Origin of the sequence: Methylobacterium komagatae (assembly GCF_042661665.1) — a bacterium.
GTDB lineage: Bacteria > Pseudomonadota > Alphaproteobacteria > Rhizobiales > Beijerinckiaceae > Methylobacterium > Methylobacterium komagatae.
This window is the reverse complement of record NZ_JBHSWN010000001.1, coordinates 1,185,489-1,198,719: the sequence shown is the minus strand read 5'-3', so window position 1 is coordinate 1,198,719 and position 13,231 is coordinate 1,185,489. Positions and strand designations below refer to the sequence as shown.

Sequence of the window (13,231 nt, the reverse complement as noted above, 5' to 3'; positions counted from 1 at the left end):
GGTGCGCGACGGTGTCCGTCAGCGGGTGATCGGGGGCGGGGGAGCGGCGGGCTCGGGCTTGGCTTCCGTCACGGTGACGGGGCCACCCGCCACGATGGCGGCGTAGACCTCGATGCGCTCGCGCAGGGAGCGCGGCGTGTCGGGATCGGCGACGATCTGGTCGAACCACCGGCTCGCCTCCTCGTAATCGCCCTTCTTGAGCGAGGCGAGGCCCAGCATCTCCCGTGCCGTGTGACGATAGGGGCTGCCGGCGGCGAGGCTCTGGAGGTTGGCGAGCGCCGGATCCGGGTTCGGGCCATCCATGCGGATCAGGGCCGCACGCAGGCGGGCGAGGTCGCGCAGGCCGCCGCCGAGGCTCGAATCGTTGGCGAGAGCGTCGTACTCGCCCGCCGCCTTGGCCGTATCGGTCTTGGCGGTCTCGGCCGCCGCGCGGAAGCGGGCCAGAAGGCGGTAGCCCGTCGTGCCGTCCTGCTCCAGCGCCGTGAACGCCTTGTCGGCCTCCTCGGCCTTGCCGTCGCGGGCGAGGCGGTTGGCGGCATCGAAGCGCACGGAGGCCGCTTCGGCCGCCGCGAGTTGCTGCGTCTGCCAGTAGCGCCACCCGGCGACGCCCACCACGAGCAGCACCGCCAGCGCGATGATCACGCCGCTGTAGCGGCGCCAGATCTTGAGGATCTGCTCGCGGCGATAATCCTCGTCGACCTCGCGGATGAATTCGTTGTTCTCGGCCATCGTATCCCGGCCGGCGGCGAGCGCCGGACCACCTCGCGATCCTCGAAGGTGGTGCGCCTAACACAGGGCCGCCGACTTGGCGACCTGTGGCGAGCCGCGCCTCCTTCCGGGCACGCCGCCGCCCCCGGCGTTGCAGCCCAGCAACAGAGCCGACGAAACATTTCCCGTTTTTATCTATTCCAGATAAAAACCCTCAGGAAATCCAAATTCGCACAGGCCCATCGAGATTTTTATAGAATTCTTCTGATGAGCACGTTTCAGAAAAGAGTTTCGCACTCAAGGATTAAACATTGATCACGTCGAGATGCTCCGCCTAATCCCGGCGGCGGACCACAAACACGGTTCGCCATCGAACGGCTTCCCCGAGGAGCCGCGGAGTATCGGATGACTTGGGCTTTCGAGAGGCGTCTTGCCTATTGTCTGCTGGCCGGCACCTGCCTGGTGACTCCCGTCCGGGCGCAACAGGCCGAATGGCTGGCGCAGGATCCCGGCGCCGTCACCCTGGACCAAATCTCCGTCGAGAGCGCCACCGGGCGCCCCGAGCCGCAGGGCGGCGTGACGGTGGGCTACCTCACCAAGCAGACGCGCAGCGCCACAAAGACCGCGACGCCGGTCCTCGACATTCCCCAATCGATCACCGTGGTGCCGAAGGAGCAGATCCTCGATCAGAACTACCAGAACCTCACGGAGCAATTGCGCTTCGTGCCGGGCCTCGTGCCCGCGCAAGGGGAGGGCAACCGCGATCAGGTCGTGATCCGCGGGCAGAACACCAGCGCAGATTTCTACATCAACGGCATCCGCGACGACGTTCAGTATTTCCGCGATCTCTACAACATCCAGCGGATCGAGGTGCTGAAGGGCCCCGATTCGCTGATTTTCGGCCGGGGTGGCGGCGGCGGCATCATCAACCGCGTGCTCAAGGAAGCCGACGGATTCCGCGTTCGGGAGATCGTGGCGGGCGGCGGGCAGTTCGGTGACAAGCGGCTCGCCGTCGATATCGGCGACCGGCTCAGCGACACCGCGTTCGTCCGCCTGAACGGCATGGTCGAGGATTCCGGTACCTACCGGCAGTTCGGGGATCTGCGGCGCTATGGGATCAACCCCACCGCGACCTTCCTCATCGACCCGCAGACCACGCTGAAGCTGTCCTACGAGTTCTTCCACGACGACCGCTTCCCCGATCGCGGCATCCCCTCGCAATTCGGGCGGCCCTACCGCTACCGGCAGAACACCCGCACCTTCTTCGGCAACCCGACCGTCAACCACACCAAGGTCGATGCCAACATCGCCACGGTGCAGCTCGACCATCTCTTCGAGTCCGGCGTCGAGATGCACAGCCAGCTGCGCATCGCCGATTACGATCGCTACTACGTGAACACTCTGCCCGGCGGCGCGGTGAACGCGGCCGGCACCGCCGTGACCATCACCGGCTACCGCAACGACACGACGCGGACCAATTACTTCAGTCAGAACGACTTCACCTACCGGTTCAGCACCGGCGACGTGAAGCACACGCTGCTCGGCGGGTTCGAACTCGGCTATCAGGAGGGCACGGCCTTCCGGCAATCACTGTTCTTCGGCAGCAACCTCGCGCCGAACATCACCGTAAACCCGCTGAGGCCCCTGACCTTCGCGCCGGTCTTCCTGCGCAACAACGGCACGACCGATGCCAATTCGCGCTACGACCTCGGCCTCGCGGCGCTCTACGCGCAGGATCAGGTCGACATCACCGACTGGCTGCAACTCGTCGGCGGGTTGCGCTGGGACCATTTCGACTTCTCATCGACGGACCGGCGCACCCTCGTCACCAACAACCGGGTCGATGATCCGATCTCGCCCCGGGCCGGGCTGGTGCTGAAGCCCCTGCCGAACCTCGCCCTCTACACGAGCTACAGCGTCTCCTACCTGCCGTCCTCGGGCGACCAGATCGGCGTGTTCACGCCGGGCCTCGTCATCGCCAAGCCCGAGCAGTTCGAGAACACGGAGGTCGGCGTCAAATACGACGTGAACCCGCGCTTCCAGGTGACGGCGGCGGCCTACAGCCTCGACCGCTACAACCAGCGACTGGCCGACCCGAACAATCCCGGCTTCTTCATCCTCTCGGGCAAGACCCATACGGAGGGCGTCGAGATCGGCGCGAACGGCTACGTCACCGATTGGTGGCAGGTGGCGGGCGGCTATTCCTTCACCGATGCCCGCATCGCCAGCGCCACCTCGGCGACGATCGTGGCGGGCAACCGGGTCGGGCTCGTGCCGTTCAACGCCTTCACCCTGTGGAACAAGTTCGACGTGACGCCGGATTTCTCGGTCGGCGTCGGGGTGCTGAGCTACGCCCACACCTTCGCGACCTCGGACAACACCGTTCGGCTCCCCGGCTACACGCGGTTCGACCTCGGCCTGTTCTACCAGATCACCGAATCCGTTCGCGCGCAGGTCAACATCGAGAACCTGTTCGACCGCCGCTACATCGCGACCGCCGACAACAACAACAACATCACCCCAGGTGCCCCGCGCACGATCCGCGCGCAGGTCGTGGCCCGGTTCTGAGGAAACCCGCGCCGGGGGGCTACATGCTCCCCGGCCAGACCGGGACGCCGATCACCGGGTAGTGCAGGTAGCGCGCGAACACGAACCACGCGAGCGTGCCCACCAGCACCACGAGGATGTCGTTGCGGTAGCCTGCGGGCACGGCGACGGCGGCGCCGCCCCCGGCGGGGATGCCCGCCGCCCGCTCCCGGCGCTTCAGGCTGATCCGGGCCGAGACCGCCCAGGCCAGGAAGCCGCCGAACAGCAGGATCGAGCCGAGATCGCCGTTGGCAAGGAGGTGGGCCGTGGCCCAGATCTTCACGGCGAGCAGCATCGGGTGCTTCGCCTTGGCGCGGATATGGCTCGGCACGTAGGCCGCCGCGAGGCTGATGAAGGCGAACAGTACGAGGAGCAGCGCGAGATGGCGCGTCCAGACCGGCGGATCCCAGACCGGGATCATCCCCGACAGCCGGTAATCGTGGAAGCCCACCCCGATCAGCACCAGCCCGAGCAGGGACAGGGCGGTGTAGCCGAGCTTGTAGCGGTTCTCGCCGATCTCGCCGACGACCGCCGCGCGCTTGGCCCGCAGCATGGTGAAGGCATGTGTGCCGAGGAACAGCGCGAGGCCGAGGATGAGGAGGAGCATGGCGGCCCGTTCGAAGGAGAGCGTCACCGTTCTCAAGCGAAGTTCGGGACGCTTGTCCAGGCGCCCCCCGGACGCAGCCCGCCCCCCGGCACGCTATATGAACAGGGCAGAGGAGCCCGCGCCATGACCCGTTCGATACGAGACGTCCCCTTCCCGGAGGAGCGGACCCTTATCCGGGGCACCCGCGCGACGGGAGCCCACACCCTCGGCGCGGGGGCGGCGGGGGCCTATGCGCTGGGAGCCCTCGCCCTCGGCGTCGTGGTGTTCGGCGCCTTCGCCGTGGGCCGCCTGTCGATCGGCCGGGCGCGGATCGGCTCCCTCGAAATCGACGAGTTGACCGTGCGACGCCTGCGCATCCTCCGGGAGGAGTGAGCGGGGCTCACCGCCCGTCGAACCACGCCTTCCACCGAGGCGCTGCCTTGGCGAAGGTGCCCCGGTGGCTGGTGGGCCCGGCGGAGACGGCCTCCACCCGGTCGTTGCCCAGGGCCCTCTGGTAGGTCATCGGCAATTGCCCGAGTTCGGTGCGGATCGCCTCGTCGGTCTCGCCGTAGAAGGTGCGCACGGGCGTCTTCACCACCCAGCGGTAGCTCTGCGTCTGCGCCACGAGGCGGCCATAGGCCGAGTCCGCGAAGTAGCGCGGGTCGAAATAGGCGGGCTTCACGACCTTACGCAGGTCGGTCGGCACTGCGTTCGCATCGAAGGGCAGGCGCTCGTAGGCCCGCTTGGCGAGATCGTAGGTCTCGTCGGTGAGGACCGAGCGGGCGAGACCCGGCACGCCGTAGTAATTCTCGAACGAGAAGGCCGACAGGATGAACAGGGTCGGCACCCAGGTCGCGTCGTTCTTGCGCGGGTAATCGAGGAAGCCGCTCAGCGCCACGAAGACGTCGGCCGGTGTGCTCGCGGTGGCGGTGGCCTTCACCGTCACGCCCGAGGCTTCGAGCTTTTCCAGCATCGCCAGGGTGACGAAGCCGCCCTGCGACCAGCCCGCGAGGTACAGGTCGGTGGTGGCGACCTTGAGGTCGGCGAGCACCGCGCGAGCCGCCGTCAGCATGTCGGTGGTCGCCTGCTGGTGGCTCGCCTTCACCATGTAGCCTTCGGGTTCCTCCGAGAGGCCGAGGCCGAAATAATCGGCACCGATCAGCACGTAGCCCTGCCCGGCGAACTGGGCGAGCATCAGCTGCGTCTCCGGCGATTCCTCCGGGAAGGAGGGCACCTGCCGTTTTCCGTAGACCGTGCCGTGCTGGTACGACACGATCGGCAGGCTGCCCCGCGCGTCTTCGGGTACGGCGACGAGGCCCGTCGCCATGGTCGGCCTGTTTCCGTGCTCGGGGATCACCGACGGGTAGGTCACACGATAGAGCCGCACGGCATTCTGGGCCGGCGTGTAGGTCACGGGGATGCCTGCGAAAGCGGGGGTATCGACCGTGAGAATGTGGTTGAGCTTGTCGGCGTCCCATCGGCCGATCATCTCGTATTGCACGCCGGATGGGATGCGCACGGGATCGGCGGCGAAGGCCGTGCCCCATGACAGCGCCAGCAGAACCAGAACACGGACGACTGGGACCATGATCCTCACCAGGATGCGCGCGGTGCGAGTGACTATGACGCACCCCTACGGCACCGGGTGCTGACGGACGGTTAAGATCTAGGACAGTTTTCGCACCCTGGGGTTGGCGAATAATTCGAACAAAAGTAGAACATTTTGGACGCCACAGGTGTCTGTGGGCACCCCTCCGGCCGCCATTGAACAAGGCGAGCCGGGGGCGCATGTGTAGGCGGTCACAGCAGCCCCGTGAGATGCGGAACGCGAGGAGAGATCGATGGCGGGCAGCGTTAACAAGGTGATTCTGGTGGGCAATCTCGGGCGCGATCCCGAGATCCGTCGCCTCGGCTCGGGCGACCCGGTCTGCAACCTGCGGATCGCTACGTCCGAATCGTGGAAGGACAAGGCCTCCGGCGAGCGCAAGGAGAAGACCGAGTGGCACTCGGTCGTGATCTACAACGACAACCTTTCGCGCGTGGCCGAGCAATACCTGCGCAAGGGCTCGAAGGTCTATGTCGAGGGCCAACTCCAGACCCGGAAATGGACCGACCAGTCCGGCGTCGAGAAGTACACGACCGAGGTGGTGCTCCAGCGCTTCCGCGGTGAGCTCGACGATCCTCGACGGGCGCGGCGGCGGTGGCGGCGAGTTCGGCGGCGACGAGGAAGGCGGCGGCCAAATCAGCCGTGGCGGCGATTTCGGCGGCGGCGGCCGGGGTGGCGAATTCGGTGGTGGTCGCGCCCAGGGTGGCGAGCGTCGCCCGGCTCCGTCCTCCTCGCCGAGCAGCAGCGGCGGTGGCCGCGGCGGCTACGATCTGGACGACGACATCCCGTTCTAGCGCATCGATCCAGATGGGGGGCGTTCAGCCCCCGTCACGCTCATATGACGCGGCACGGCCGCCGGGCGCTGGCGCTCGATGACGAAGTCGTGGCCCTTGGGCTTGCGGGTGATCGCCTCTTCCACCGCACGGGCGAGGACGGCATCGTCCTGCGTGGCGCGGAGCACGGCGCGCAGATCCGCCGAATCCTCCTGGCCGAGGCAGAGGTAGAGCTGGCCGGTGCAGGTCAGACGCACCCGGTTGCAGCTTTCGCAGAAATTATGGGTCAACGGCGTGATGAAGCCGAGCCGCCCGCCGGTCTCCTCCACGCGCACATAGCGCGCCGGGCCACCCGTACGGTCGGGCAGAGGCGTGAGGGTGTAGCGGCCTTCCAGGCGCTGGCGCACCACGGAGAGCGGCAGGAACTGGTCGGTGCGGTCCGCCTCGATCTCGCCGAGCGGCATCACCTCGATCAGCGTCATGTCCATGCCGAGGCCGTGCGCCCAGGCGATCATGTCCGGGATCTCGTCGCCGTTGACGTCACGCAGCGCCACGGCGTTGATCTTCACCTGCATCCCGGCCTTGCGCGCGGCCTCGATTCCATCGAGCACCACTGGCAGATCACCCCGGCGGGTCACCTCGCGGAACTTGCCCGCATCGAGGGTATCGAGGGACACGTTGACGCGCTTCACCCCGAGCGCCGCCAGTTCCGGCGCGAAACGAGCGAGCTGCGTGCCGTTGGTGGTAAGCGTCAGTTCCTTCAGCGCGCCCGAATCGAGATGCCGGGAAAGGCGCCGGAACAGGTGCATGATGTCGCGCCGCACCAGCGGCTCGCCCCCGGTGATGCGCAGCTTTCGCACACCGCGCGCGATGAACACGCTGCACAGCCTGTCCAATTCCTCCAGGCTCAGGAGATCGCGCTTGGGCAGGAACTGCATGGTCTCCGACATGCAATAGGCACAGCGGAGGTCGCAGCGATCCGTCACCGAGATGCGCAAATACGTGATCGCCCGCTGGAACGGGTCGATCAGCGGCGCCGGCGGGAAGGAGATGTCATCGGCCATTGCTTCTGGATATGATGGGGGAAGAGCCCCTGGGCAAGCGCGCCCTGTGAGCGCAACCCCCGATTGGCCACGAGGTGTGACCCTTGAACCCTGCCCTGGACCAGGATTTCTGGCCGACCGAGCTTCGGCTGTCGCCGGACAAACGCCTTCTCAACGTCGCCTTCGAGGACGGCACGCGCTTCGCCCTGCCCGCTGAATACCTGCGGGTTTCCAGCCCCTCGGCGGAAGTGCAGGGCCATTCCCCCGCCGAGCGGAAGGTGCTCGGCGGCAAGCGCAACGTCGCGATCCTCGGCGTCGAGCCGATCGGCAATTACGCGGTGAAGCTCACCTTCGACGACATGCACGATACCGGCATCTATGGCTGGGGCTATCTGCACGAGCCGGCCGCAACTACGTGCGACGCTGGGAGACCTATCTCGGCGAACTCGCGGAGCGGGGGCTCGACCGCGACACGGCCGCTCCGGCCAAGTCGGGCGGATGCGGCTCGGGGTCCTGCGGCTGCGGGTAGGGGGTCTTCCCTCCCTTCCCGTCATTGCTTCGCTGCGCCTGCCATGACGGCGTGGGTTCGCGCAGACCCGTCGCCCTATTCCTCCTCGTCCCCCTCGCCGCCGAGCGACCATTCCTTCACCCGTGCGAGATGGTCGTAGGGCCCGGTGCCCTTGGCGTATTGTGGGTAGGGGCGGGCGGTATAGGCAGCCTCGCCCGTGAGAAAGCGGGCGATCAGCCCGCGCAGGCGCTGGGCGTGTTCGGCGACGATGGCCTCGACGCTGCGCTCCTCGCCGCGCGGCGGCTTCACCGGCATCGGCACGAAGGCCTTCCGGCCGCCCGAGGCATGGACATAGAGCAGGTCCGGCGTCGTCGCCGTGCGCGGCAGGTCCTTGAAGGCGCCGTGCATCAGCATCGCCGCTTCCAGCGTGAGCTGCGGCGAGAAGCCTGTGAAGATCTCCTTCGCGCTCGGCACCCGGCCGGTCTTGAAATCCACGATGCAGGCGGTGCCGTCCGGCCGGAGTTCGATCCGGTCGGCGCGGGCGCGCAAGGTGAAGGTCTCGCGGCCGAGGGGGATGGTCCAGCGGCCGAACTTCTCGGCGTGGATCTGGGCCAAATCCGGCCGCCGGGCCGCCTCCCAGGGCAGGTAGGATTGCGCCATCCGGGCGTAGCGCGGCCACCATTCGGCATAGAGGCTCGGATAGGCGTCGTTGATCGGCCCGAACGCATCGGCGGCGATCTGCGCAAGGCGCTGGTCGGCCTGCTGTGGCAGCGCCTGCGGATGGGCGATGGTGAACTCCGAAAAGATCCGGTGGACCAGGGTGCCGCGTTCGCCAGCCCCCGGCTGCGCCGCGAGCGGTTCCAGCGGATCGAGGCCGAGCACGTGCCGGGCGAAGATGGAATAGGGGTCGCGCACCAGCGTCTCGATCTCGGTGACGCTGAGCGTGCGCGGGAACAGGGCTGGATCGGGCTTGGGCGCGGGCCGTTTCAGGCGTGGCTGCGGCGGGGCGGCGTCGAGGGCGGCGGCAAGCCCCGCGAGGCGGCGTCCGGCGGCCAGCGATGTGCTCCACGCCTCCTCGCCCGCGAAGGCGCGCATCCGCTGGATCAGCCGTGAGGGCACGGTCGGCGCGCCGTCGCGCTTGAGGGCACGGGTGATCACCGCGTCGCGGCACCCCAGGGCCTCGGTGAAATCGTGCGCCATCTGGCCGATCCGCCGCTCGGGCGGATCGAGGCCGATCCGCTCGCGCATCGGGCGGTTGAGGAAGGCGTCGGTGACCGTGCGAACCGGCCAGACGCCCTCGTCGAGCCCGCCGATCACGATGCGGTCGGCTTGCAGCAGGCGCGATTCGATCAGCCCGAGGATGCGCAGGCGCGGATGCGGCGAGGGACCCGCGCAGGCGACCTTCCGCTCCCGGGTGAGCGCCGTGAAGAAGCTCGGATAGTCGGCGAAGGTGCCCTCCATCCCGCCGGGCTCGGCCATGTCCAGATCATCGAACAGGGCGTCGAGGCAGGAGAGCGAGGCCTCCGCTTCCGGCCCTTCGTCACCCTCCGGCCCGGCGAGCAGGCCTTCGCAGGCGAGCCGGTGCCCAGCCGCTACGGCGACGAGGTCGCATTCCACCGCGCCGTCCGGCCCGGGGAAGGCGGAAAAGGCGGTCTCGAGCCGGTCGAGGACCAGGGCGGCCAGCTCCCAGTCGATCTCCGTCAGGCGGCGCTCGGCCCGGGGCGGACGCCGGTCCGGATCCTCCCCCGCCCGGCGGCTCGCGAGCGCCCGGCGCAGGCCCGCGAGCGTCGGAGCCGGGGCGGGGCCGCGCAGCAGGCCGATCTCCAGGGCGGCGCCGCCGCGCACGAGGTCCGAGCGGCTGAGACCGAGGCGCACCATCGGGTGCGAGAGCAGGGCAACGAGCCGCGCGGGCAGCGAATCCGCCTGCTCCCGCGACAGGTCGGCGGCGAATTCCGCCGCGAGCCGGGCGAGGCGCCCGGCCGGGGAGGCGGCGAGCGCGAGCCCGGCGGAATCCTCCGCCACGATGCCCCAGCGCAGCAACTCGACGGCGACCCGGCCTGCGAGCGCCCGGTCCGGGGTGACGAGAAAGGCCGTCGCGCCGGGCGTCTCCAGGGTCTCGCGCAGGGCGAGGGCGGCGATCAGCGCCTCTTCGCGCTCGTCAGCGGCCTCCACCAGGGCGAGGCCGTCGAGGCCGAGACGGGCCGTGGCCTCGCGCTCGGCCGGATCGACCATCGACCATGCATCCGTGGTGTCGGCGGGCCGCAACGCCTGCGAGAGCAACTTTCCGCGTGCCGCCCCCTCGTCGCTGGGCGTGCCGAGGGCGACGATGTCCGCACGCTTCATGGCGAGGCCCCCCGGCCCGAGCAGCCGGTGAAGGATCGCCTGGGGGTGGCCATGGGCGATGGTGCGGTTGAACCCCTCGCCGGTCTCGATCCCGTCCCAGCCGGATTCGTCGAGGTCGAGGTCGAGCCCCGGCAGCACCACTGCCCCGCGCGGCAGCTTCGCCACGGCGGCGATGAGCTTGGCGGTGGCGGGGACCGAGCCGAGGGAGCCCGCCACGATCACCGGATCGCTCGGCGCCTTGGCGAGGCGTTCGCCCTCCGCGAGGATCAGGCTGCGGGCGCGGGCGACCGGGTCGGCGAGGTCGCGCGCATCGAGGAGCTTCGGCCAGTTCTCGGCGGCGATCTTCACGAAATCCAGGGTCAGGCCGAAATAGCGGGAATATTCAGCTTCCACCGCCCCGGCGATCTCGGACCACGGCAGGCCCTCCACCGTCAGCGCGTCCATCAACCCTTCGAGGTCGGCCGCCAGCCCCACGGCATCGGCGGGGGAGGAGGGTACGAGGAACGGCACCTCGTCCTGCAGCGGCAGGAGGGAGCGGTCCACGTTCTGCGCCCAGGCCCGGACGAGGCGGGCCAGGATCAGCCGCCGTTCCAGGGGAGGAATCGGCGGGCGGGCCGGGGCGGCGCCGAGCAGCGGATCGGTGGCGAGGTCGAGTTCGGCCTCGTCCGCTTCGCCCAGCGGCACGGTGCGCGGGAGCAGGGCCGCATCCCCCAGGCGCGCGGCCAGGATCGCCGACAGGGCGCGGGCCGCCCGCCGGGTTGGCAGGTAGACGGACACGGCCGCCAGCGCGAGCGGATCCTGGGCCACCGGCCCGACGAGGCGCCCGTCGAGCAGGGCATCGGCCAGGGCCGGGAGGAACGGGACGCCACGCGTGACGGTGAAGACGGCCTGACGGGCGGTCATGGAGATCGGGGTTCGGGGGGCGCGAAGGACGCGCGGTCGCCACCCTTATACACGCCGCGCCGGGAGCCCGCTCCCGATTGACGCCCGCTCTACGGGGTGGGAAAGCCATTACGTATGAGCATGCCCGCCGATCCTCGCGCCGCCCTCGGTCTGCCGGTCCGGGAGGCCGATGTCGCCGCCATGAAGGCCGAGGCTGCGACGTGGTTCGCCTCCCTGCGCGACCGGATCGTGGCTGCCTTCGAGGCGCTGGAGGACGAGGCGGACCTACCGCTTCATCCGGATGCGCCGCGCGAGCCCGGCCGCTTCGTCCTGACGCCCTGGGAGCGCACCGACCATAGCGGCGCGCCGGGCGGCGGCGGCACGATGGCGATGCTGAAGGGCCGCGTCTTCGAGAAGGCGGGCGTCCACATCTCGACGGTGCATGGCGAGTTCGCCCCGGAATTCCGGGGGCAGATCCCCGGCGCCTCGGAGGATCCGCGCTTCTTCGCGACCGGCATCTCGCTGATCGCCCATCCCTGGAACCCCCACGCGCCGACCGTGCACATGAACACCCGGTTCGTGGCGACGACCAAGGCGTGGTTCGGCGGCGGCGCTGACCTGACCCCCGTGCTCGACCGTCGCCGCACCCAGGACGACCCGGACACCCTGCACTTCCACGATTGCCTGCGCCGGGCCTGCGAGGCCCACGGGGCGGATTACGCCGCCTACAAGGCGTGGTGCGATGAGTATTTCCACCTGAAGCACCGGAACGAGCCGCGCGGCATCGGCGGCATCTTCTACGATTACCGCTGGAGCGAGGAGCCGCAGGCCGACCTCGCCTTCACCAGGACGGTCGGGCTGTCCTTCCTCGAGGCCTATCCGCCGATCATGCGCCGGAACATCCGCACGCCCTGGACGGAGGAGGACCGGCACGAGCAGCAGGTGCGCCGCGGGCGCTACGTGGAGTTCAACCTGCTCTACGACCGGGGCACGATCTTCGGTCTGAAGACCGGCGGCAACGTCGCCTCCATCCTGTCCTCCATGCCGCCGACCGTGCGGTGGCCGTGAGCGGCAATCTGCCCGGCGCCTACGCCCCGCAGCAGGATGAGGCGCTGAAGGCCATCGACCGGTGGCGGCGCGACGGCGGATCCCAGGTGTTCCGCCTGTTCGGCTATGCCGGCACCGGCAAGACGACTCTCGCCCGGCGCATCGCGGAGGATGTCGACGGGACGGTGGTGTTCGGTGCCTTCACCGGCAAGGCCGCCTCTGTGATGCGCCAGAAGGGCTGCCACGACGCGGCGACGATCCATTCGCTGATCTACCGCACCAAGGAGGCGGAGGAGGGCGGGCCGACCTTCACGCTCAACCGCTCCGGGCCGGTGGCCAAGGCCGACCTCATTGTCATCGATGAATGCTCGATGGTCGATTCCGACCTCGGCAACGACCTCCTGTCCTTCGACAAGCCGGTGCTGGTGCTGGGCGACCCGGCGCAATTGCCCCCCGTGCGGGGCGGCGGCTTCTTCACCGAAGCCGAGCCCGACGTGATGCTCACCGAGGTCCACCGGCAGGCCAAGGACGATCCGATCGTGCGCATGGCCATGACCGTGCGCGAGGGCGGACGGCTGGAACGGGGCGAGTTCGGGGAGAGCCGCGTCGTCTCCCGGCGGGACCTCGATCCGGCGCAGGTGATGGAGTGTGATCAGGTTCTGGTCGGGCTGAACAAGACGCGGCGCCTCTACAACAACCGCCTGCGGGAGATCGCGGGACACACCGATCCGATGCCGGCGGTTGGGGAGAAGCTGGTCTGCCTGCGCAACGACCGGGTGAAGGGCCTACTCAACGGCTCGACCTGGACGGTGCATGCGCTGCGCGCTCCACCCCGCCCGGACATGATCCGCCTCGACATCGTGCCGGAGGACGATCCGGCGCTGCGCCGCCGCCCCACCGACATCAAGGTGCTGCGAGCGATGATCAGCGGCTCTGACGAGGAGATCCCGCTCTACCAGCGCCGCGAGACCGACGAGTTCACCTACGGCTACGCCCTCACCGTGCACAAGGCGCAGGGCTCGCAATGGGACAAGGTCACCCTGTTCGACGAGTCCTACGCCTTCCGCGAGCACCGTGCCCGGTGGCTCTATACTGGCCTGACCCGGGCGGCGCAGGCGATCACGGTGGTGGTGTAGATCGGCGAGCTCC

9 protein-coding genes and 2 pseudogenes are annotated in these 13,231 nt (G+C 68.9%); 6 read left to right on the top strand and 5 right to left on the bottom strand.

Annotated elements, in window-relative coordinates; translation table 11 throughout:
- Nucleotides 1–18: 18 nt before the first annotated feature.
- A complete protein-coding gene (locus ACFQE0_RS05760; protein WP_378967928.1) occupies nucleotides 19–729 on the bottom strand; it encodes a tetratricopeptide repeat protein in 711 nt (236 codons plus the stop codon).
- A gap of 384 nt (nucleotides 730–1,113) precedes the next feature.
- Between ACFQE0_RS05760 and ACFQE0_RS05755 the strand changes: the two genes are divergently transcribed.
- Nucleotides 1,114–3,276 carry a TonB-dependent receptor gene (locus ACFQE0_RS05755; RefSeq protein ID WP_378967926.1) on the top strand — a complete coding sequence of 721 codons (2,163 nt, stop codon included), beginning with the start codon at nucleotides 1,114–1,116 and terminating at the stop codon, nucleotides 3,274–3,276.
- 19 nt (nucleotides 3,277–3,295) lie between these two features.
- Here ACFQE0_RS05755 and ACFQE0_RS05750 read toward each other — a convergent pair whose 3' ends face one another.
- The gene (locus ACFQE0_RS05750) at nucleotides 3,296–3,901 is read right to left on the bottom strand and encodes an NnrU family protein (protein WP_378975297.1); all 606 of its coding nucleotides are present in this window, start codon (nucleotides 3,899–3,901) and stop codon (nucleotides 3,296–3,298) included.
- Nucleotides 3,902–4,024: 123 nt separating this feature from the next.
- Here ACFQE0_RS05750 and ACFQE0_RS05745 point away from each other — a divergent pair, with 123 nt between their 5' ends.
- On the top strand, nucleotides 4,025–4,273 hold the full coding sequence (locus ACFQE0_RS05745) for a hypothetical protein (RefSeq protein ID WP_378967924.1): 249 nt from the start codon (nucleotides 4,025–4,027) through the stop codon (nucleotides 4,271–4,273).
- A 7-nt stretch (nucleotides 4,274–4,280) separates the two neighbouring features.
- On the opposite strand, the gene ACFQE0_RS05740 is transcribed toward ACFQE0_RS05745, so the two are convergent.
- Nucleotides 4,281–5,468, bottom strand: coding sequence for an alpha/beta hydrolase family protein (locus ACFQE0_RS05740; protein WP_378967922.1), 1,188 nt, complete (start codon nucleotides 5,466–5,468; stop codon nucleotides 4,281–4,283).
- A gap of 253 nt (nucleotides 5,469–5,721) precedes the next feature.
- Here ACFQE0_RS05740 and ssb point away from each other — a divergent pair.
- Nucleotides 5,722–6,280 (top strand): annotated as a pseudogene (gene ssb, locus ACFQE0_RS05735) (single-stranded DNA-binding protein).
- Here ssb and moaA read toward each other — a convergent pair.
- Nucleotides 6,277–7,323, bottom strand: a complete 1,047-nt coding sequence (gene moaA / locus ACFQE0_RS05730) for a GTP 3',8-cyclase MoaA (RefSeq protein WP_378967920.1) — start codon at nucleotides 7,321–7,323, stop codon at nucleotides 6,277–6,279. The pseudogene ssb and the gene moaA overlap by 4 nt on opposite strands.
- Nucleotides 7,324–7,418: 95 nt before the next feature.
- Between moaA and ACFQE0_RS05725 the strand changes: the two are divergent.
- A pseudogene (locus tag ACFQE0_RS05725) lies at nucleotides 7,419–7,831 on the top strand (gamma-butyrobetaine hydroxylase family protein).
- Nucleotides 7,832–7,906: 75 nt separating this feature from the next.
- On the opposite strand, the gene addB reads toward ACFQE0_RS05725, so the two are convergent.
- Nucleotides 7,907–11,056 carry a double-strand break repair protein AddB gene (addB, locus tag ACFQE0_RS05720; RefSeq protein ID WP_378967918.1) on the bottom strand — a complete coding sequence of 1,050 codons (3,150 nt, stop codon included), beginning with the start codon at nucleotides 11,054–11,056 and terminating at the stop codon, nucleotides 7,907–7,909.
- Nucleotides 11,057–11,170: 114 nt separating this feature from the next.
- On the opposite strand from addB, the gene hemF reads away from it, so the two are divergent.
- Together hemF and ACFQE0_RS05710 are read left to right on the top strand one after the other, a co-directional pair.
- Entirely contained in the window at nucleotides 11,171–12,103 is a 933-nt protein-coding gene (gene hemF / locus ACFQE0_RS05715) for an oxygen-dependent coproporphyrinogen oxidase (protein WP_378967916.1), read from the top strand.
- The gene (locus tag ACFQE0_RS05710) at nucleotides 12,100–13,218 is read left to right on the top strand and encodes an ATP-dependent DNA helicase (protein WP_378967914.1); all 1,119 of its coding nucleotides are present in this window, start codon (nucleotides 12,100–12,102) and stop codon (nucleotides 13,216–13,218) included. Before hemF ends, ACFQE0_RS05710 begins: the two co-directional genes overlap by 4 nt.
- Nucleotides 13,219–13,231: the final 13 nt, after the last annotated feature.

Bases quoted from the DNA above. Each gene is read 5' to 3' on its own strand.
- ACFQE0_RS05750 (WP_378975297.1), bottom strand. From the start codon at position 3,901: ATGCTCCTCCTCATCCTCGGCCTCGCGCTGTTCCTCGGCACACATGCC.
- addB (WP_378967918.1), bottom strand. From the start codon at position 11,056: ATGACCGCCCGTCAGGCCGTCTTCACCGTCACGCGTGGCGTCCCGTTC.
- ACFQE0_RS05760 (WP_378967928.1), bottom strand. From the start codon at position 729: ATGGCCGAGAACAACGAATTCATCCGCGAGGTCGACGAGGATTATCGC.
- ACFQE0_RS05755 (WP_378967926.1), top strand. From the start codon at position 1,114: ATGACTTGGGCTTTCGAGAGGCGTCTTGCCTATTGTCTGCTGGCCGGC.
- hemF (WP_378967916.1), top strand. From the start codon at position 11,171: ATGAGCATGCCCGCCGATCCTCGCGCCGCCCTCGGTCTGCCGGTCCGG.
- ACFQE0_RS05745 (WP_378967924.1), top strand. From the start codon at position 4,025: ATGACCCGTTCGATACGAGACGTCCCCTTCCCGGAGGAGCGGACCCTT.
- ACFQE0_RS05740 (WP_378967922.1), bottom strand. From the start codon at position 5,468: ATGGTCCCAGTCGTCCGTGTTCTGGTTCTGCTGGCGCTGTCATGGGGC.
- moaA (WP_378967920.1), bottom strand. From the start codon at position 7,323: ATGGCCGATGACATCTCCTTCCCGCCGGCGCCGCTGATCGACCCGTTC.